The 18818-nt window shown below is 63.9% G+C and carries 18 protein-coding genes; 8 read left to right on the top strand and 10 right to left on the bottom strand.

Going from position 1 to position 18818, the window contains the following annotated elements; all coding sequences use genetic code 11:
- Positions 1-62: 62 nt before the first annotated feature.
- Both ahpF and ahpC read right to left on the bottom strand, forming a co-directional pair.
- Positions 63-1652 (bottom strand): alkyl hydroperoxide reductase subunit F, encoded by a 1590-nt coding sequence (ahpF, locus tag K3152_RS12365; RefSeq protein WP_221574446.1) that lies wholly within the window; start codon positions 1650-1652, stop codon positions 63-65.
- Between the two features lie 172 nt (positions 1653-1824).
- Positions 1825-2391 carry an alkyl hydroperoxide reductase subunit C gene (ahpC, locus tag K3152_RS12370; protein ID WP_221574447.1) on the bottom strand — a complete coding sequence of 189 codons (567 nt, stop codon included), beginning with the start codon at positions 2389-2391 and terminating at the stop codon, positions 1825-1827.
- A gap of 237 nt (positions 2392-2628) precedes the next feature.
- Here ahpC and K3152_RS12375 point away from each other — a divergent pair, with 237 nt between their 5' ends.
- Positions 2629-3342, top strand: coding sequence for a methyltransferase domain-containing protein (locus tag K3152_RS12375; protein WP_221574448.1), 714 nt, complete (start codon positions 2629-2631; stop codon positions 3340-3342).
- A gap of 33 nt (positions 3343-3375) precedes the next feature.
- Here the strand turns inward: K3152_RS12375 and aroC are convergent, their stop codons facing one another.
- Complete coding sequence (gene aroC / locus K3152_RS12380) at positions 3376-4449, bottom strand: chorismate synthase (RefSeq protein WP_221574449.1); 1074 nt, start codon at positions 4447-4449, stop codon at positions 3376-3378.
- A 157-nt stretch (positions 4450-4606) separates the two neighbouring features.
- Here aroC and ruvA point away from each other — a divergent pair, with 157 nt between their 5' ends.
- Genes ruvA through ruvB form a run of 4 tightly spaced genes read left to right on the top strand, consistent with a single transcriptional unit; the run spans position 4607 to position 7354 of the window.
- The gene (gene ruvA / locus K3152_RS12385) at positions 4607-5212 is read left to right on the top strand and encodes a Holliday junction branch migration protein RuvA (RefSeq protein WP_221574450.1); all 606 of its coding nucleotides are present in this window, start codon (positions 4607-4609) and stop codon (positions 5210-5212) included.
- Positions 5209-5766 (top strand): DsrE family protein, encoded by a 558-nt coding sequence (locus K3152_RS12390; protein ID WP_221574451.1) that lies wholly within the window; start codon positions 5209-5211, stop codon positions 5764-5766. Before ruvA ends, K3152_RS12390 begins: the two co-directional genes overlap by 4 nt.
- Positions 5767-5783: 17 nt before the next feature.
- On the top strand, positions 5784-6323 hold the full coding sequence (locus K3152_RS12395) for a DsrE family protein (RefSeq protein WP_221574452.1): 540 nt from the start codon (positions 5784-5786) through the stop codon (positions 6321-6323).
- Entirely contained in the window at positions 6320-7354 is a 1035-nt protein-coding gene (gene ruvB, locus K3152_RS12400; protein WP_221574453.1) for a Holliday junction branch migration DNA helicase RuvB, read from the top strand. Before K3152_RS12395 ends, ruvB begins: the two co-directional genes overlap by 4 nt.
- On the opposite strand, the gene K3152_RS12405 is transcribed toward ruvB, so the two are convergent.
- Positions 7355-7771 carry a rhodanese-like domain-containing protein gene (locus tag K3152_RS12405; protein WP_221574454.1) on the bottom strand — a complete coding sequence of 139 codons (417 nt, stop codon included), beginning with the start codon at positions 7769-7771 and terminating at the stop codon, positions 7355-7357. It abuts the gene before it with no gap.
- Positions 7771-10446 (bottom strand): aconitate hydratase AcnA, encoded by a 2676-nt coding sequence (acnA, locus tag K3152_RS12410; protein ID WP_221574455.1) that lies wholly within the window; start codon positions 10444-10446, stop codon positions 7771-7773. The genes K3152_RS12405 and acnA overlap by 1 nt, the downstream gene beginning before the upstream one ends.
- A 231-nt stretch (positions 10447-10677) precedes the next feature.
- Between acnA and K3152_RS12415 the strand changes: the two genes are divergently transcribed.
- Complete coding sequence (locus K3152_RS12415) at positions 10678-10842, top strand: hypothetical protein (RefSeq protein WP_221574456.1); 165 nt, start codon at positions 10678-10680, stop codon at positions 10840-10842.
- Between the two features lie 12 nt (positions 10843-10854).
- Here K3152_RS12415 and K3152_RS12420 read toward each other — a convergent pair whose 3' ends face one another.
- Positions 10855-11745, bottom strand: coding sequence for a DMT family transporter (locus K3152_RS12420; RefSeq protein ID WP_221574457.1), 891 nt, complete (start codon positions 11743-11745; stop codon positions 10855-10857).
- A 143-nt stretch (positions 11746-11888) separates the two neighbouring features.
- Between K3152_RS12420 and K3152_RS12425 the strand changes: the two genes are divergently transcribed.
- Complete coding sequence (locus K3152_RS12425; RefSeq protein WP_221574458.1) at positions 11889-13295, top strand: L,D-transpeptidase family protein; 1407 nt, start codon at positions 11889-11891, stop codon at positions 13293-13295.
- 18 nt (positions 13296-13313) lie between these two features.
- Here K3152_RS12425 and K3152_RS12430 read toward each other — a convergent pair whose 3' ends face one another.
- Both K3152_RS12430 and K3152_RS12435 read right to left on the bottom strand, forming a co-directional pair.
- Entirely contained in the window at positions 13314-14021 is a 708-nt protein-coding gene (locus K3152_RS12430; RefSeq protein ID WP_221574459.1) for a murein L,D-transpeptidase catalytic domain-containing protein, read from the bottom strand.
- A 46-nt stretch (positions 14022-14067) separates the two neighbouring features.
- Positions 14068-15516, bottom strand: coding sequence for an NAD(P)-binding protein (locus K3152_RS12435; RefSeq protein ID WP_221574460.1), 1449 nt, complete (start codon positions 15514-15516; stop codon positions 14068-14070).
- A 128-nt stretch (positions 15517-15644) separates the two neighbouring features.
- On the opposite strand from K3152_RS12435, the gene K3152_RS12440 reads away from it, so the two are divergent.
- Complete coding sequence (locus K3152_RS12440; protein ID WP_221574461.1) at positions 15645-16871, top strand: hypothetical protein; 1227 nt, start codon at positions 15645-15647, stop codon at positions 16869-16871.
- On the opposite strand, the gene K3152_RS12445 is transcribed toward K3152_RS12440, so the two are convergent.
- A complete protein-coding gene (locus K3152_RS12445; RefSeq protein WP_221574462.1) occupies positions 16849-17739 on the bottom strand; it encodes a histone deacetylase family protein in 891 nt (296 codons plus the stop codon). The genes K3152_RS12440 and K3152_RS12445 overlap by 23 nt on opposite strands.
- A 40-nt stretch (positions 17740-17779) precedes the next feature.
- Complete coding sequence (locus K3152_RS12450) at positions 17780-18781, bottom strand: hypothetical protein (protein ID WP_221574463.1); 1002 nt, start codon at positions 18779-18781, stop codon at positions 17780-17782.
- Between the last annotated feature and the right edge of the window lie 37 nt (positions 18782-18818).

Genomic DNA, 18818 nt, shown 5'->3' on the forward strand with positions numbered 1-18818 from the left:
CAAGCAAAAGCGCCGCCATCCCGCTGGAATGACGGCGCTTTCATGTCCGGATTATGGCCGGGTCAGGCAGCTTGCGCGATATCCTCGGCAGGCTCGGTGCGGATGAGATAGTCGAAGGCCGAGAGACCGGCTTTCGAGCCTTCGCCCATCGCCACGACGATCTGCTTGTAGGGCACGTCGGTGACATCGCCCGCGCCGAAGATGCCGGGCAGATTGGTGCGGCCTTCCTCGTCGGTGACGATCTCGCCGAATTTCGTCAGTTCGAGGCCGCTGCCCTCGAGCCATTCGGTATTCGGCACGAGGCCGATTTGCACAAACACGCCTTCCAGATCGATCCGGCGTTCTTCGCCGCTCTTGCGGTCCTTCACGACGAGCCCGTCGACCTTGCCATCCTTGCCGGTAATCTCGGTGGTCTGGCCGCTGGTGACGATTTCGACATTGCTCATGCTCCGCAGCTTCTTCTGGAGCACTTCATCGGCACGCAGCTTGTCGTCATATTCGATGAGCGTGACGTGGCCGACGATCTTGGCAAGGTCGATGGCGGCCTCGACACCCGAATTGCCGCCGCCGATGACCGCGATCCGCTTGCCCTTGAAAAGTGGGCCGTCGCAGTGCGGGCAATAGGCCACGCCCTTGTTGCGATATTCGGCCTCGCCCGGAACGCCGAGGTTCCGCCAGCGCGCGCCGGTTGCAAGGATGAGGCTGCGGGCCTTGAGCGAAGCGCCATTGCCGAGTTCGACCGTATGCAAGCCGCCTTCTTCCTTGGCGGGCACGAGCTTCACTGCCTTGGCGAGGTTCATCAGGTCGATTTCGTTCTCGCCGACCTGGCTTTCGAGCTGGCCAGCCAGCTTCGGGCCTTCGGTGTAGGCGGTGCCGGGCAGGTTCTCGATGCCGAGCGTGTCGTGCAGCTGGCCGCCGAAGCGTTCAGCCGCGATACCGGTGCGAAAGCCCTTGCGCGCGGTATAGATGCCCGAGGCTGCACCGGCGGGCCCGCCGCCGATGATGAGCACTTCGAACGGGTCCTTGGCGGCGAGCTTCTCGGCTGCCTTTGCGTCTGCGCCAGTGTCGACCTTGGCGAGGATTTCAGCGAGCTCCATCTTGCCGTTGTAGAACGGCTCGCCGTTGAGGAAGGTCGCGGGCACGGCCATCACGTCGCGTTGCTCGACCTCGTCCTTGTAAGTACCGCCCTCGATGAGCGTTGCGGTGACGCGCGGATTCTCGAGCGCCATCAGCGTCAGCGCCTGCACCACGTCGGGGCAGTTGTGGCACGAGAGCGAGAAATACATCTCGAAATGGAAATTGCCTTCGAGGCCGCGGACCTGTTCGAGCAGGTCGGCATCGACCTTGGGCGGATGACCGCCGGCCCAGAGCAGCGCGAGCACGAGCGAAGTGAACTCGTGACCCATCGGTAGGCCCGCAAAGCGCACCCACTTCTCCGCATCGCTGGCGCGGCGGATGACGAAGCTGGGCTTGCGTTCGTCGGTGCCGTCGAAGCTGGCGGACACCATATCGTGCAGCGCGGCAATCTCTTCGAGCAGTTCGCGCGTCGCCTGCGACTTCTCGTCGTCACCGAGCGAAGCGACCAGCTCTACCGGCTCGCGCAGGTTCGCAAGATAGGTCTTCAGCTGCTGGGTCAGGTTTGCATCGAGCATGGACGGACTCCGGGCGTTGGTTGCGATGGGGCTTTGAAAAAATTGGATTTGGAAAAAGGCCCGGGGCGGGGGGGAGGGAGTGCCCCGGGCCTTCCAGCGACCCGAGATTATGGCTCTCGGGCTCTTGGGGTGGGCGCCACTATGTTCGCCCACCTTAACGGGAGGTTTCCGCTTAGATCTTGCCGACAAGGTCGAGCGAGGGGGCCAGCGTGTCGCTGCCTTCTTCCCAGGCTGCCGGGCAGACCTGGCCGGGGTTGGCGCGGACATACTGTGCAGCCTTGATCTTGCGGGCGAGTTCGTTGGCATTGCGGCCGACGCCTTCGCAGGTCTGTTCCATGATCTGGATGACACCGTCCGGGTCGACCACGAAGGTTGCACGGTCGGCAAGGCCTGCGCCTTCACGCAGCACGTCGAAGTTGCGTGCAAGGACGTGGTTCTGGTCGCCGAGGAAGGGGAAGTTCAGCTTGCCGATCTTCTCCGAGGTGTCGTGCCAAGCCTTGTGGCTGAAGTGCGTGTCGGTCGACACGGCATAGACTTCGACATCCATCTTCTGGAGCATGGCGTACTGCTCGCCGAGGTCTTCGAGCTCGGTCGGGCAGACGAAGGTGAAGTCGGCCGGATAGAAGAAGAAGACGGCCCACTTGCCCTTCACGTCTTCGTCGGTGACGTCGAAGAAGTCCTTGCCGGCCTGGAAGGCGGTGGCGTTGAAAGGCTTGATGGTGCTTCCGATGATACCCATGGTTTTTCTCCGTTATTCGGGTTTGAAACTCAGGGCTCCCAGATAGGGCGTGCTGCGATGCACAAAAGCGATTTTGTGCGATTGCGAACATCGGAATTTTCAATCAGTGACTTGGAACTTTCGGAAAGCCCGCAGTAAATAGGATTTCGATGGTAAATGGCAGCATTATATCGGCTGTCATCCGCGCATATTGGTGTTAGGCGTGGTATCGCAGCATATGGGCAAAAGGGGTCGAAAATGCTTGGAAGGTTGATCTGGCGCGCAAAGCAGGCGGTGCACACTTTGCGCAACGCGACCAGGCCGGAAAAGCGCTCCTGCCCCATCTGCCAGTACGAGGGCTTGTTCGGCCCCTTCGGCTTTCCGGTAAGGCCGGAAGCACAATGCCCCAAATGCAAATCGCTCGAGAGGCACCGCCAGCTGGCGCTGTGGCTCGAACGCGATGGCAACAAGGCGCGTTTCGCGGGCAAGCGCCTGCTTCATTTTGCGCCCGAAAAGGCGATCGAGACGCTGCTTCGTCCCCATGTCGAAAGCTATGTCACAGCCGATCTCGAACCCGGCGTTGCCGAGCTCGTTATCAACATCGAACAGATCGACATGGCCGATAAATCTGTCGGCGTGATCGTGTGCTCGCACGTGCTCGAGCATGTCGACGACGCCAAGGCGCTGCGCGAACTCGAACGCATCCTCACCGATGACGGCTTCGCCTTGCTGATGGTCCCCATGGTTCACCACTGGGAAAAAAGCTTCGAACGCCCCGCGCCCACCGTGGCGGAGCGCATCAAGTACTTCGGCCAGTTCGACCATATCCGCCGCTATGGCCGCGATTTTGTCGAGCGGGTGAAGGATGCCGGCTTTGCGGTCGAGGCCTATTCGCCAACGCCCGAGGAATGTATCGAATACGGCCTGGGGCTCGGCGCGGTCATGTATGTGGCAGAGCCCCAGCGGGGCTGATTATAACCCGCACAGAGCGGTTTAACGCTCGTGCTACCTTTCAGAGACTTGAGCCCGGTGCAGCATCATGTGGTCTGCCAGCACCAGCGCCATCATCGCTTCGACCACGGGCGTGCCGCGGATGCCGACGCAGGGGTCGTGGCGGCCCTTGGTGCGGACTTGCGCGGCGTTTCCTTCGCGGTCCACGCTGGCGACGGGGGTAAGGATCGAGCTGGTCGGCTTGAACGCCACGCGGCACACCACCGGCTGGCCGGTCGAGATGCCTCCCGCGATACCGCCAGCGTGATTGGCGGCGAACTCGGGGCCATCCTCGCCCGGTGAGATGGCATCGGCATTCTGCTCGCCGGTCAGGCGTGCGGCGTCGAAGCCGTCGCCGATTTCCACGCCCTTGACCGCGTTGATGCTCATCATCCCTGCCGCGAGGTCGCTGTCGAGCTTGGCATAGACCGGTGCGCCCCATCCGGCAGGCACGCCCGTCGCCACGCATTCGACCACCGCGCCGAGCGATGAACCGGCCTTGCGCGCGTCGTCGACCAGCGCCTCCCAGCGTTTCGCCGCCTCGGCGTCGGGGCACCAGAAAGGGTTTCGGGCGATTTCTTCGCGGTCGAAATTGGCAGGGTCGATCCGGTCGCCGCCGATTTCGCTGACATAGGCGAGGATGCTGACCCCGCCGATGATCTTGCGCGCCACTGCGCCCGCCGCCACTCGCATCGCCGTCTCGCGCGCGCTCGACCTGCCGCCGCCGCGATAGTCGCGAAAGCCGTATTTCGCGTCATAGGCATAGTCGGCATGGCCGGGACGATAGGTCTTGGCGATTTCCGAATAGTCTTTCGAGCGCTGGTCCTTGTTCTCGATCAGCAGCGAGAGCGAGGTGCCGGTGGTCTTGCCCTCGAACACGCCCGACAGGATGCGGACCTCGTCCGGCTCCTTGCGCTGGGTGGTGAACTTGTTCTGCCCCGGCTTGCGCGCGTCGAGGAAGGGCTGGATGTCGGCCTCGGCAAGTTCGATACCCGGCGGACACCCGTCGAGAACCGCGCCGATGGCAGGGCCATGGCTTTCTCCCCAGGTGGTGAAGCGAAGCACGCGTCCGAATGTGTTCCAGCTCATGCCCGCCCTTCTAACCCAACCGCCGTACGTGTCGAGCGTAGTCGAGACACGTTTTCTCGCGCCCACCCAAGCCGGTCTCTCGACTGCGCTCGATACGAACGGGGAGAAGCGACGAGGCGGACTGGCAAATCTGCAAGGGTAGCGTAAAGAACAAACCATGATTGCGAAGCTGAAGGGCCTGCTCGACGAAACCGGTAGCGACTGGGCGGTGATCGATGTTTCGGGCGTCGGCTACCTCGTCCACTGCTCGACCAAGACGCTCGCCGCGCTGGGCGAGAAGGGAGAGGCTTGCACGGTCTATACCGACTTGCAGGTGTCCGAGAACGACATGCGCCTCCTCGGTTTCGCCGAGGCTGCCGAGCGTGACTGGTTCCGCCTGCTTACGCAGGTGCAGGGCGTGGGTAGTAAGGTCGGGCTCGCGATCCTCTCGGCATTGTCGACCGGCGAGGTGCAGCAGGCCTGCTCGAACGGTGATGCGGCGACGATCGCCCGCGCGCAGGGCGTGGGGCCGAAACTTGCCGGACGCATCGTCAACGAGTTGAAGGACAAGGCGGGCGCGCTTCCGGGCGGCGGAATGGCTGGCGGCGCGGCCCCGGCGACGCCTGCGGGCGGGGCGAGCGCCGATGCCGTGAGCGCGCTGGAGAACCTCGGCTTCAAGCCCGCCGTGGCGGCACGCGCGGTGGCAGCGGCGCAGGGCGAGCTGGGCGAAGGCGCGAGCGAGGGCGACCTCATCCGCGTGGCTTTGAAGAGGGCAGCGGGATGAAGGCCATCGCATTGAAAATGACTTTGATGAGCGCGGCGGCGGCCTTGCTGGCCAGCTCGGTCAGCGCGCAGGATATGAGCGCCTTCAAGACCGGCCCGGTGTTTCACGATTTCGGCCCGCATGCTGCAATAGATGGGTTGGAGCCCTTCGCTGCCGACACCGAGTTTTCGCACAGCTTCGATGTCGCCAAAGCGGCCGAGGAAGGCGCGCGCAATCGCGGCTTCGAGAGCGCGGCGCGGTTCATCAACATGCATGTCGCCAATGGTGTGGCGGAAGAGAATATTCGCGTGGCCGTGGTGGTACACGGGCCTGCCGTGCTCGACGTGCTTTCGGCAGAGGGCTGGGCGGCGCATGAGCGCGAGGGCGAGAACGGCAACGCTGCGATGGTGCGCGCCATGCTCGACCACGGCGTGCGCTTCATCGTCTGCGGCCAGAGCGCCACCGCGCAGGGCGTCAGCGCGGACCAACTGATCGAAGGCGTCGAGATGGACCTCTCCGCCATGACCGCCCACGCCAAGCTCCAGCAGCGCGGCTACACGGTGAACCCGTTTTGACAGGATGGAGTTTTAGCATGTTTAAGCGGATAGTCGGTTGCCTCCTTGCCGCCTGCGCATTCGCCGCCCCCGTGCAGGCGCAGGACTTCCTGAGTGAGAGTGGTCCGGTGTTCTCGGTATTCGGCCGCTGGGCGCCTGTCGAAAACATGCAACCTGTCGAAGGACAGGTTTTCAAGGCAGTTTTCGATACCTCCGAAGGGGCCAAGGACGGCGCGATAAATTGGCGTTTCGATAGTGCCGCTCGTTATATCAATCTGCTGGCTGATAATGGTGTTCCTGCCGAGTATATTCACGTTGCAATTGTGGTGCACGGGTCAGCGAGCTGGGATGTGACCAACGATACGGCATATTCGCGCAAGTATCCGGACCGAGCTAATCCCAATCGTGAGGTTGTCGCCAAGATGCTCGAAAAGGGTGTCCGGTTCTTCATATGCGGCCAAGCTGCCGCCTCTCACGGCATCCGCAATGAAGATTTGCTACCGGGAGTGACGATGACCTTGTCGCAAACCGTTGCCAATTCCGTTCTGCACAACGAAGGCTTCACCAACATACCGTGACTGACCCCGTCCCCCTCCATTCGCCTGACCGGCAGCCGGAAGACCCGGATGCGGCGCTGCGTCCTAAATCGCTCGCCGAGTTCGTCGGGCAGAAGGCGGCGCGCGAGAATTTGCGCGTGTTTATCGAGGCGGCGAAGAATCGCGGCGAGGCGATGGACCATGTGTTGTTCTTCGGCCCTCCCGGCCTCGGCAAGACCACGCTGGCGCAGATTGTCTCGAAGGAATTGGGCGTCGGTTTTCGCGCTACGTCAGGGCCGGTGATCGCCAAGGCGGGCGACCTTGCCGCGCTGCTCACCAATCTCGAGCCCAATGACGTGCTCTTCATCGACGAGATCCACCGCCTCAATCCGGTGGTCGAGGAAGTGCTTTATCCGGCGATGGAGGACCGCGCGCTCGACATCATTATCGGCGAGGGGCCCTCGGCGCGCAGCGTGCGGATCGATTTGCCGCCCTTCACGCTGGTCGGCGCGACCACGCGGCAGGGGCTGCTGACCACGCCCTTGCGCGACCGTTTCGGCATTCCGGTGCGCCTCAACTTCTATACCGAGGACGAGCTCTTGAAGGTCGTCACCCGCGGGGCCGGGCTGCTCGGCATGGGGATCGACGAGGGCGGGGCGCGCGAGATTGCCCGCCGTTCGCGCGGTACGCCGCGCGTCGCAGGCCGCCTGATGCGCCGCGTGCGCGATTTCGCCAGCGTGCTGGGTGAGGATGTGGTGACGACCAAGGTGGCGGACGAGGCGCTGACTCGGCTCGAGGTCGACAGCCTTGGCCTCGATGCGATGGACCGGCGCTACCTCACCATGATTGCGACCACCTACAAGGGCGGGCCTGTGGGCGTGGAAACGCTGGCCGCTGGCCTCTCTGAGCCGCGCGATACGGTGGAGGAGGTCATCGAGCCCTACCTCATCCAGCTCGGCCTCATCGCCCGCACCGCGCGTGGGCGGATGCTCAACGATGGCGGCTGGAACCACCTCGGCATGACACCGCCGGGTGCACCCGAAAGGCCGCAGGGCGACATGTTCGATAAATAGTTACTGCTTAACGGGGAGGCCCGCCTCTTCCCACGCCAGGATGCCGCCCTCCATATGGACGGCAGTGGCGTTCTTCGCCTCGGCCAATCTCTCGGCCGCGATGCCGGAACGGCGGTCCGAACGGCAATAGAGGAAGAGATCCGCACCGCCTGCATCGGGGAGCTTGGCGGGGTCGAAAACGTCGACCGGGAGGTTGATGGCGCCAGCGATGTGGCCCTCGGCAAACTCTTCCGCAGAGCGCACGTCGATGAGCTGGATAGCCTCGCCAGCCTCGAGCCGCGTGGCGAGTGCCTGCGGCTCGATGGTGAGGACCCCGACCTCGCGTGGGCCGGGGGTCTTGGTTTCGGCAACGGGGGACGCATTCCCGCAGGAGGCAACACTCGCCGCCGCCAGCAGGAGGAGCGCCCCGCGCAGCATCAGGCTGCGGCCAGTTTACGCAAGACGTAATGGAGGATGCCGCCGTTGCGGTAATATTCCATCTCGTTCGCCGTATCGATGCGGCAGAGCGCGGTGAAGCTGAAGGTCTCGCCGTTTTCGCGGGTGACTTCGACTTCGATGTCCTGGCCCGGCGTAAGGTCGGCAAGGCCCTTGATGGTGAAGCTGTCGCTTGCCGTCAGGCCCAGGCTCTGGCGCGTGTCGCCATCCTTGAACTGGACCGGCAGTACGCCCATGCCGACGAGGTTGGAGCGGTGGATACGCTCGAAGCTTTCGACGATCACGGCGCGCACACCCAGAAGGATCGTGCCCTTCGCCGCCCAGTCGCGGCTCGAACCCGTGCCGTATTCCTTGCCTGCGATGACGACCAGCGGCGTGCCGTCGGCCTTGTGCTTCATCGCCGCGTCGTAGATCGGCATCTGCTCGCCATTGTAGACGGTCTCGCCGCCTTCGACGCCCGGGACCATCTCGTTCTTGATGCGGATATTGGCGAAGGTGCCGCGCATCATGACTTCGTGGTTGCCGCGGCGCGAGCCGTAGGAGTTGAAGTCCTGCTTCGCGACCTGGTGGCTCTTGAGGTATTCACCAGCAGGCGAATCTTCCTTGATCGAGCCGGCGGGCGAGATGTGGTCGGTAGTGGTCGAATCGCCGAGGATGGCGAGCGGTTTCGCACCGTTAATGTCGGTCAGCGGAGCCGGCTCCATGCCCATGCCTTCGAAATAGGGCGGGCTGGCGACGTAAGTGCTGGTCGGGTTCCAGCTGTAGGTGTCGGAAGCTTCGACCTTGATCGCCTGCCAGTGCTCGTCGCCCTTGTAGACGTCGGCATAGCGGGTCTCGAACATCTGGCGGTCGATGTTCTTGGTCCGGTGATCGCGGATTTCCTCGTTCGTCGGCCACACATCGGCCAGCATCACGTCGTTGCCGTCCTGGTCCTGGCCGAGCGGGGTTTCGGTGATGTCCTGCGTCACCGTGCCGAGAATCGAGTAGGCGACCACGAGCGGCGGCGAGGCGAGAAAGTTGGCGCGTACGTCGGGCGACACGCGGCCTTCGAAGTTGCGGTTACCCGACAGGACCGATGCGGCGACGATGTCGTTGCCGTTGATGGCCTTGCTGATCGGCGGGGCGAGCGGGCCCGAGTTGCCGATGCAGGTGGTACAGCCATAGCCGACAAGGTCGAAGCCCATGGCGTCGAGATCGTCCTGCAACCCGCTCTTTTCGAGATAGTCGGTGACGACCTGCGAACCCGGTGCGAGGCTGGTCTTGACCCACGGCTTGGGCGCCAGGCCCTTCTCGCGCGCCTTCTTGGCGACGAGACCGGCGGCAATCAGCACGTCGGGGTTGGAGGTGTTGGTGCAACTGGTGATGGCCGCGATGACCACGTCGCCGTCGCCGACATCATGGTCCTTGCCTTCCACATCGACGCGAACTGGCGCGTCCTTCTTGTAGAGCGTCTTGAGGTCGGTGTTGAACAGCTCGTCAACCTGCGGCAGCGCGACGCGGTCCTGCGGACGCTTGGGACCGGCGAGGCTGGGGACGACCTTGGAGATGTCGAGTTCGAGCGTCTTGGTGAAGACCGGCTCGTTCTCGGGCGTGAACCACATGCCCTGTTCTTTCGAATAGGCTTCGACCAGCGCGATGGTTTCCTCGTCGCGGCCGGTAAGGCGCATGTATTCGAGCGTCTTGTCGTCGATGCCGAAGAAGCCGCAGGTCGCGCCGTATTCGGGTGCCATGTTGGCGATCGTCGCGCGGTCGGCGAGGGTGAGGTTGGCAACGCCTTCGCCGTAGAATTCGACGAAGCGGCCAACCACGCCGACTTCGCGCAGCATCTGTACGCAGGTCAGCACGAGGTCGGTTGCGGTCACGCCTTCGGCCATCGCGCCGGTCAGCTTGAAGCCGACGACTTCGGGGATGAGCATCGAAATCGGCTGGCCGAGCATGGCGGCTTCTGCCTCGATACCGCCGACACCCCAGCCAAGCACGCCGAGGCCGTTGATCATGGTGGTGTGGCTGTCGGTGCCGACGCAGGTGTCCGGATAGGCGACCAGATGGCCGTCGGGGCCTTCGCTGTTCCACACGCCCTTGCCGAGGTATTCGAGGTTCACCTGGTGGCAGATGCCGGTGCCCGGGGGCACGGCGGTGAAGTTCTTGAAGCTCTTCGAACCCCATTTGAGGAAGTCGTAACGCTCGGCATTGCGCGCGTATTCGAGTTCGACGTTCTTCTCGAATGCCTTGGGGTGGCCAAACTCGTCGACCATGACCGAGTGGTCGATGACGAGGTTCACGGGAACCTGCGGGTTGATCTTGGCGGTATCGCCGCCGAGCTTGGCAATCGCGTCGCGCATGGCGGCAAGGTCGACCACGCAGGGCACGCCGGTGAAGTCCTGCAGCAGCACGCGTGCCGGGCGGTACTGGATTTCCTTGCCGGTGGCCGGGTTCTTCTGCCAGTCGGCAATCGCCTGCACATCGTCGGTCGAAACGGTGAAGCCGCCGTCTTCGAAGCGCAGCATGTTTTCCAGCAGGACCTTGAGGCTGAACGGGAGCTTCGACACGTCGCCGATTTTCTCGGCTGCCTTGGCGAAGGAATAATAGGCGTAATCCTTGCCGTTGACGGTGAGGGTGGAGCGTGTTCCGAGCGTGTCCTGGCCGACCTGGGTCATGCGGGGCTTCTTCCTTTCTGTATGGAGCCGTCACCCGACCAATGGGCAGGGCGGCAAAATGTGCCGCGCCTGTGCGCTGTGACGGGCAAAAAATCAAGGGTGGCCGCGCTCAGGGCACGGCTCGACGGGAACCCGAGGCGCGCTTCATCGGTTATTAAGGCAAAATCTGGGCAATCGCGCCGCACGGCCAAACCCGCGGCAAGCGCGCGGCCCACATGAGGAGTTAAAATTATGAGTGCCCTGCTCGAGGCGACCGACAAGTCGCACCGAACCCTTCGTCTCGCCGTGATTGCCGCCGCCCTTGGCGTGGCAGGCATGTTTACCGCCGCGGCCACCTTCGCAGGCAGCGAAGCGCAGGCCAATGAGGCAGCACCAACGGTCGCAACCGCCGAATAAGATAACGAAGCGCTAGAGAGCGCTTTGCTCGGGTCGTCGCCTGCGGGTGGCTATCCAGCACCCGATGATAATGAGCGCCGCGCCGATGATGGTCGCGCCGCTCACCCCCTCCCCGAAATAGAGCCAGCCGAAGAGCGAAGCCCAGAGGAAGCCGGTATATTCTATCGGCACCAGCCTCTGCGCCTCTGCGCGGGCGTAGGCCCATGCTAGAAACAGCGCCGCGCCCACCGCAAGCAGCGCGCCTGCGGTGACTTCGAGCCATGCGCGGCCTTCCGGCAATTCGAGCAGGAAGGGCGCGCCGGCGAGCAGGGTCAGTGTCACCACACCATTCTGGAAAGTGCTTACCTCGGCAGGGCCTGCGACCAGAGCCTGCTGGCGTTGCAGCACGAGGTTCCAGGCATAGAGCAGCGCCGATATGCCGATGAGCATCAGGCCGAGCATGGTGTCCTCGGTCAGCTTCTCGCGCCCGATACGTCCGCCGACAATCACCACCACGCCTGCCAGCCCCAGCAAGGCCGCGAAAACCGCGCGGCGCTCGATGGTCTCGCCCAACAATATCGCCGCAAGATAAAGCGCAATCAGCGGGGCGACGAAGCTGATGGCAATCGCTTCGGCCAGAGGCAGGCGCACGAGCGAAGCGAAGAAGGTCCAGCCCATGAAGGCGACCACCACTCCGCGGACCAAATGGACCTTGAGCACCTCGCCCTTTGGCATCCGTCCGCCGCGCCAGTACCAGAAGGGTGCGATGATGGCGAAACCGATGGCGCAGCGCAGCAAGTAGGCGCTGTAGGCCCCCACCGCGATGCTGGCGCTCTTCATTACCGCATCCATCGCTGAAAACAGCGCGATGCCCGCCATGGTGGCGAGGACGGGTTTCAGCGAATGGTCGGGCGCGCTCATCATCGCTGGCATAGAGCGCCCTGCCGCAGGCGCAACTCGGTTCAGCGAGGGTCAAGCCGCTTTCGCCGATTGTGCGCTCCAGATAACGCATTATGTAGCCGGTAGCGCGCGATTGACGCCGCGCACGGCATTATTCGGTGGGCCCAATGACCAAGTTCCAGACCATGACCGGCAGCGCGATTGCAGCCGTCCTCCTTGCAACCTCGGCAGGCGCACAGGACGCCGCGCCCGAGAGCATCCTGCCACAGCCGAAGGCCGAGCAGGAGCAAACGCAGGCTCCCGCCACGCCGCAGACCGTCGACGAGGCCTTCGGCGACATCCAGATGGCGAGCGGCGAGGTGGTGCAGGAAATCCCCTCGCTCGAGGGCGAGTGGACCGTGTCGCAGGCGCAGGCGCTGCTCGATTTCATCCCCGGCATGAAGGCCGAGGGCCTGAACCCGTCCGATTACCAACCCGACGCGCTCACCGCCGCCATCGCTGCGGGGGAGAGCGAGGAACTGAACAAGCTCGCCAGCGAAATCTTCGTCTGGCTGGTCGAGGATTTGCGCGATGGTCGCACGCCGATGGAATCGCGCCGCCAGTGGTTCGTCGTCGACCCTGATGCCGACCGCCTGCCGACCTGGAAGCTGCTCGAAGATGCACTGGCCAGCGGCGAAATTGCCGAAACGCTGACCTCGCTCCATCCCAAGCATCCCGACTATGCCGCGCTCAAGGCCGAGCTTGCCACCGCGACCGACGAAAGCCGCATCAAGCTTATCCGCGCGAACATGGACCGCTGGCGCTGGCTGCCGCAGGATCTGGGGCGCCAGTACCTCGTCACCAATGTGCCCGAATACATGCTGCGCCTGACGGTGCGCGGGAAGATCATCGACACCTACCGCGTGGTGGTCGGCAAGCCCGGCCGCACCGCGACGCCGCAGCTTGCCGAAATGGTCGAGGCGGTGATCTACAACCCGACCTGGACCGTACCGCAGTCGATCGTCGTGGGCGAGGGGCTGGGCAACAAGGTGCTGAACAACCCGACCTGGGCGCGCAATGCCGGCTATACGGCGACGAAGGGCGCGAACGGCTGGATCACCGTGGTCCAGCAGCCGGGGCCGCAGAATTCGCTCGGCCTGATGAAGCTCGACATGCCCAACGAGCACGCGATCTTCCTCCACGACACGCCCAGCCGTCACCTGTTCAACCAGGACAACCGTGCGCTGAGCCACGGCTGCATTCGCGTGCAGGGCGCGCGCGAACTCGCCATGACCATGTCGATGCTGGGCAATGCCAAGACCAAGGCCGACATCCCCGCCATTCGGGAGGAGGTGTCCGAAATCACCATGAGCGGCGAGTACACGCGCTATGCGATGGAAAAGCAGTGGCCGGTCTATATCACCTATTTCACCATGGCGACCGATGTCGAAGGCCAGATGAAGACCTTCAAGGACATCTACGACCGCGATGCGCCGGTGCTCGAAGCGCTCGACGCACCGCGCGTTTCCGACCGCGCGCGTGAAACGAGCGAGGAAGCCGTCGAAATCATCGACGATATGCAGATTACGACTTGAGGCAGCGATAGCCCCGGCTCAGTAGACGCCGGGGTTCGTCCGTTCGAAAGTGCCGCCACCGGGCCTGCGCAACAGGTCGACTTGCGCCACCGGCGGCATCCGCCGGCTGCCATCGGGCTTCAGGCCGAGGCTGTCGGCATAGAGCAGTCGGCCGCCGCTTAGTTCGAGAAGCACCTTGGCGAACTGGTCGGGGCCAAGGGCAAAGCAGCCGTTGGAACGGCCGAGGCGGCCCCATTTCGTGATATGTTCGGGGCGCGCATATTCGGCCGGATGCATCACGATCGCCCGCGACAAGGCCTGGTCATTGGTCGGGTCGAGCCCGTCGAGCCGGATCGAGGTGCCGTATTTCCCGCGATACCAGCTGCGCGTCATATAGGCACCGCGGCTGGTCGCCTCGCTGCCCTCGATGTTGGAAAAGCGTTTCAGCCACCCGTCATGCTCGCTGTCGGAGCCCGTGCCGTGGCTGACGAAGAAACTTTCGACCCGCTCGTTCACGAGGTCGACGAAATGGAAGCGTTCCTGCGAGGAATGCAGGCCGAAATCGGCAATCCCGACGATATCCTTCTTCCAGATGATATCGCCTGCCCGCGCCAGTTCGCGCCGGGCGATGTCGAACAGCGCCTTGTCGCGCGCCGACGTGGCGGAAGCCTGCGCGAACACGCGCGCCGGGAGCGTGAGCGCTGCGCCTGCGGTGAGGCCGGTCCTGAGGATATCGCGTCGCTTCATACCTAAGGAACATATACCACAAATCTATCGTTCCCGTGAACGCTTTTCAGGATTGCTCGTGAAGCGCCTTCGCCTGCATCCCGAGCCGGATCAGATCTGGCATGTGTCGGGCGATCGCCTGCTGGAACTTGCCCAGCACCGCGAGTTTCGGGCTGCCTTCCGCGATGAGCCTGGCGAGCGTCGGTCCGCCGAAATCGAGCCGCGATTGCGAGAGGTATTTGCCGATTTCGGGGCTTTGCGCCCATGCCCCGCGGTTCATCATCGTGACCAGTTGCGCATAGGGAAAAGTCGCTGGCGAATCGGTCAACGGTCCGGGCATGGCGAAGCGGTTCTTCTCCTCGTCGGTCTCGAACGCCGTTTCGAGGAAAGCTGCCAGCGCGGCGCTGAAGGTTACCACCGGAACATGCAGCGGCTGCAGCGTGATGGTGTCGCCGTCGAAAATGGGCCGCTTCGACCGCCGCACGTCGAGCGGCACCGCCGAGGCCGTGCAGTCGATGAAGAGGCTAGCTCGAGGGACCTCGGCCTCGCCCGCCGCGAAGACCAGCTTGCCGGGCGCGATCGCCGTGACCCGTCCCATTCGGATGACATTCTCGATCTTGCGCAGGATATCGACCTCGCCTTGCGAGATGGTGGCGAAGTGGAACATTTCCGGCTCGACGCTTTCGTCGATGCGCAGGTAATATCCCTGCTCGCCAAGGATGCGCATCAATTCCGCTCCGTCCTGCGCCTGCCCTGCGGCTTCCAGGATCGCGATTTGCATGCTCATCGAAGTTTCGAGATTGTCCGCGCCCGGCTGCGTATACTTGCGGTTCCACAGCCAGCTTTCGCGTGGGCGGACCCAGCTGATGTTTTCCGGCGCGACGCCATTCTCGATCAGCCACACCCCGGTATCCATCGCGGTCTTGCCCGCGCCGAGGATGACGAAATGCTCCGGCTGCTCCGCGCGCTTCCAAAGCTCGAGCAGCCCGCCGGGCGGGGCGATGTCGACACCGTCGGCCACTTCAAACTGGCGCTTGTGGGTGGAGGGGACCGAGGTCTGGTAGAAGGTTGCATCGACCAGCTTGCGACGCACCTTTATGGTCTTTTCCTCGCCCGAGAACAGCGGCCTGACAGTCGCGCGCCTGTCCTCGTCCATCCCGCCGAAATCGTGCGAGGGAAGGTAGGTCACCCGCCCCGTCGGCAGCAGGCGCGCACTCATCACCGTCTCGAAATAGGCGAGCACTTCGGACCCGCTCGCCAGTGCGAACAGCCCCTTGTTGGGCCCGTGCGTATCGATGTGCTCATTGGGAAAGGCGAGCGAATTCACCCCGTAGTTCGCGCTCGGCTGGTGGAGGGCGACGAAGCCATAGGCGTCGTTCCAGTGACCGCCGGGCTTGGCATGGCGGTCGACGATGGTGACAGTGCAGTCGGGGTCTTCCGCGACCAGCGTATCGGCAAAGGCGAGGCCGACCGCGCCTGCGCCGACGATGAGATAGTCGGTTTCCATATCGGCCATTCTCTCCTCCCGACTCCGCCAGAGCGCGCGCTGTAGCAGGGAAAGCCGCCAGGGTCAGCAAGGGGGGCGGCTTGACAAGCGCAGCTACCGTTATAGTGTGTTATATATCTAATACCCATAAGGACTGTATGATGCGCTTGACCATGCTGGTCGCCCTGTCGCTGGGCCTTGCCGCCACTCCTGCCCTCGCACAGGAGGAGACCGCCCCCGAACCGACCATCGCACCGATAGCGCTCGGTATCGATGCCGACGGACTTTCCGGTCCCGGCGCCGACATTATCCGCGAAGAGATGGCGCAATCGCAGTTTGTCATGGTCGGCGAAGACCATGGCTATGCGGGCGCGCCACAATTCCTCGGCGCGCTCGCTGCCGAAGGCGCGGACCTAGGCTTCGACAACTATGCCATCGAAGTCGGTCCTTACAGCACCGCCTGGCTACGTGACGTTCTTGCGGACGGCGGTCCCGATGCGCTGGCCAAGGCGCTCAAAGGTCGACCGCTGGCGCTGCCCTTCCTCGGCAATCGCGAGGAAGCCGAAGCGGCGATGGGCTTTCTTGGCGAAGGCAAACTCTGGGGCGTCGACCAGGAATTCATCGGCTCGCCACTGGTCCATCTCGAGCTGCTGGGCGAAGGCGGGGACCCCGCACTGCTGGGCGACCTGACCAGGCGCGAGCAAGAAGCCTTCTCAACCGGCAACCAGCAGGCGGTGCTGATGTTCTCGATGACCGATGCGGAATGGGACGCTCTGGAGGGGGCCTTTGCGGGTAACGAGAGCGCGCTCGACCGTCTCGCTCAGCTTCGCCGCAGTGCCACGGTCTACAAGCATTGGGTGACCGGGCGCGGCCTCGACAACAATCTCGACCGTATCGAAATCATCCGCGAATATTTCCTCGATGCCTATCGCGCGGCCGAGGCGCGCGAAGGCAAGCCGCCGCGCGTGCTGATGAAGTTCGGGGCCACCCATGGCTCGCGCGCGACCACTCCGATGAACACGTTCGACCTCGGCCCGCTTATCGAGGGCATGGCGGCAGCTAACGGGATGGAGGCGCTACACATCGCCTATCTACCGCTCGCCGGAAAGCAGCTCGCGACCATGCCGAGCCCCGACGGTTTTTTCACCATCAAGGATACCGACGGCACCAAGCTGCGCGCCCTGCTCGTGCAAGCCGGCGTGGACATCGCGCCGATCGAAGCAGACAAAGGCCATTTCCTCATTCCGACGGAACCGGTGAAGCGCGCGCTGCGCAACAAGGGGCTGGCCGAACTCGACGGAATGACGAGGTTCGTCGTCCTCGGTTTCGATTATATCCTGACGACGTCGGCGGGCGTGCCCGCTACGCCGCTGGCAGAGCGCTGAAGCCCTCGTTGGCACGCGCGCACGCAATCATCGAACGCGCGTGCCTGGCGCCGATGACACGCGGGTCCTTGCCGTAGCCGCCGCCCAGCGAACTGGCGACGGGGAGGCCTCGCGAGCGGACTGCGGCGATGACAAATTCATCGCGGCGGTCCAGACCCTCGTCGGAGAGTGACAGGCGGCCCAGCCTGTCGTCCGCATGCCCGTCGACCCCGGCCTGGTAAAGGACGAGGTCGGGCTCGAACCCGTCGAGCACTCGCGGCAGTTGGCGGTCGAGCGCTTCCAGATATCCATCGTCATCCACCCCGTCCGGCAGCGGCACGTCGAGGCTGGAATTGGCCTTGCGGACCGGGAAGTTCTTCTCGGCATGGAGCGAAAGCGTGAAGATGTCCTCGCGCCCTGCGGTGAGGCTGGCTGTCCCGTCGCCCTGGTGCACGTCGAGATCGACGATCAGGATGCGCTGCGCTTCGCCCTCGGCAATCAGGCGGTTCGCGGCCACGGCGAGGTCGTTGAACACGCAATAGCCTGCCCCGGTATCGTAGAGCGCGTGGTGGCTGCCTGCGGCGGAATTGGCGGCATAGCCGTGGCCGCGGGCAAGCTGCGCGGCGAACCATGTCCCGCCATTGGTATGCTGGACGCGTTGCGCGATGTGCGGCGTGACCGGAAAGCCGATCCGCCGCTCCTTCTCGTGCGGGACGCTGGCGGTGAAGACCTGCTCGACATAGTCGGGGCAATGCACCGCTTCCAGCCAGCGGCGCGGCATGGGCGGCGGGGCATGTTCGGTGACGGGGTAATCGCTTGTCCGCAGCGCCGCCATCACCGCCATGTATTTGTCGAAGCGGAAGGTCCCCCGGGTCGGGGCGGGGGCCATGTAATCGACATGATGGACGACGTGGAGGATGGCGCGGCCCTCAGAACAGCGGTGCAGGCAGCGGGACGGGCATCTGCAACTGGCGCGCGATGAGTGTAACCCACTCGCCGACCTTGGCAATTTCCCCGTCCACCACGGCGCTGCGACCCTGCTCTTCCTGTTCGCGCACCACCTCTTCGTAATCGCCGCCCTGCTTGGCGTGTCTGGCGAAGAGCGGCCCCTGCGCCACTTCGGCAATTTCCTCCGTCCCCGCCTCGAAGCCGTAGAACCCGGCGGCGGCGGCAAAGGTCGCTCCCTTGTCCTCGACAAAGCGGCTGGAGAGGAGCGTGCGCACGCGGTCGGGGAAGGTCTGCGTCAGCCCGTGGAACTGCCGCACGTGGAAAAGCCACATGAGCGCAGCGGCCTGCATATCGGTCAGCTCGTAAAAGGCGTTTTCATCGAGGCCGAGGTCGAGCGGCACGATGCGCCGGTTGTGCGCCAGCTGCTTGCGCGCCCAGATGCGCCCCTCCAGCCCCTTCTTGGCGACAGAGCGCAGGAATTCCTCGCAGGTGCCGTAAATGCAGATGGCCTTGGAGGATGTATCGTCCTGCAGCAGGAGCGGGATGAGGCCATTGGCGAAATTCGAGGGCTTGGCGATGACCACCTCGTCCCCGTCGCGGCGGCCCAGCAGGCGCATCAGCGGCGCGATGAGGCTGCGTGCCTGCGGCGTCGGCGGCGAGGCTTGCAGGCTGTTGAATATCATCGGCTCGCTCAGCCCGCGCACGCCATCCAAGGCGTCAAGCGCTTTCACCAGCAGCGTCGAACGGCAAAAGGCGCTGTGGAAGATATAGGAGGGGGCAGGGCCAGTGGCTGCCGCAGCGCGCACCTCGTCGCCTGCAATCCACACTGCATCCGCGGCACTTTGCGGCTTGTATTCGGCGAGGAATGTCAGCTCCTTGCGAGCCCCTTGCGGGATGCGTAGGAACTGCACGCGGTCGGCCGCCGGGTCGTAGGCATGCGGCAGCCAGTCGGTATCGGCGAAAATGTCGTTTGCCTCGGGCATCGGCTAGCGCAAATGGCAGAATGGTTCGGGCGCGACA

This window comes from Qipengyuania polymorpha (assembly GCF_019711435.1).
Taxonomy (GTDB): Bacteria; Pseudomonadota; Alphaproteobacteria; order Sphingomonadales; family Sphingomonadaceae; genus Qipengyuania; species Qipengyuania polymorpha.

Bases quoted from the DNA above. Each gene is read 5' to 3' on its own strand.
- ahpF (WP_221574446.1), bottom strand. From the start codon at position 1,652: ATGCTCGATGCAAACCTGACCCAGCAGCTGAAGACCTATCTTGCGAAC.
- ahpC (WP_221574447.1), bottom strand. From the start codon at position 2,391: ATGGGTATCATCGGAAGCACCATCAAGCCTTTCAACGCCACCGCCTTC.
- K3152_RS12375 (WP_221574448.1), top strand. From the start codon at position 2,629: ATGCTTGGAAGGTTGATCTGGCGCGCAAAGCAGGCGGTGCACACTTTG.
- aroC (WP_221574449.1), bottom strand. From the start codon at position 4,449: ATGAGCTGGAACACATTCGGACGCGTGCTTCGCTTCACCACCTGGGGA.
- ruvA (WP_221574450.1), top strand. From the start codon at position 4,607: ATGATTGCGAAGCTGAAGGGCCTGCTCGACGAAACCGGTAGCGACTGG.
- K3152_RS12390 (WP_221574451.1), top strand. From the start codon at position 5,209: ATGAAGGCCATCGCATTGAAAATGACTTTGATGAGCGCGGCGGCGGCC.
- K3152_RS12395 (WP_221574452.1), top strand. From the start codon at position 5,784: ATGTTTAAGCGGATAGTCGGTTGCCTCCTTGCCGCCTGCGCATTCGCC.
- K3152_RS12405 (WP_221574454.1), bottom strand. From the start codon at position 7,771: ATGCTGCGCGGGGCGCTCCTCCTGCTGGCGGCGGCGAGTGTTGCCTCC.
- acnA (WP_221574455.1), bottom strand. From the start codon at position 10,446: ATGACCCAGGTCGGCCAGGACACGCTCGGAACACGCTCCACCCTCACC.
- K3152_RS12415 (WP_221574456.1), top strand. From the start codon at position 10,678: ATGAGTGCCCTGCTCGAGGCGACCGACAAGTCGCACCGAACCCTTCGT.
- K3152_RS12420 (WP_221574457.1), bottom strand. From the start codon at position 11,745: ATGATGAGCGCGCCCGACCATTCGCTGAAACCCGTCCTCGCCACCATG.
- K3152_RS12425 (WP_221574458.1), top strand. From the start codon at position 11,889: ATGACCAAGTTCCAGACCATGACCGGCAGCGCGATTGCAGCCGTCCTC.
- K3152_RS12430 (WP_221574459.1), bottom strand. From the start codon at position 14,021: ATGAAGCGACGCGATATCCTCAGGACCGGCCTCACCGCAGGCGCAGCG.
- K3152_RS12435 (WP_221574460.1), bottom strand. From the start codon at position 15,516: ATGGCCGATATGGAAACCGACTATCTCATCGTCGGCGCAGGCGCGGTC.
- K3152_RS12440 (WP_221574461.1), top strand. From the start codon at position 15,645: ATGATGCGCTTGACCATGCTGGTCGCCCTGTCGCTGGGCCTTGCCGCC.
- K3152_RS12445 (WP_221574462.1), bottom strand. From the start codon at position 17,739: ATGGCCCCCGCCCCGACCCGGGGGACCTTCCGCTTCGACAAATACATG.
- K3152_RS12450 (WP_221574463.1), bottom strand. From the start codon at position 18,781: ATGCCCGAGGCAAACGACATTTTCGCCGATACCGACTGGCTGCCGCAT.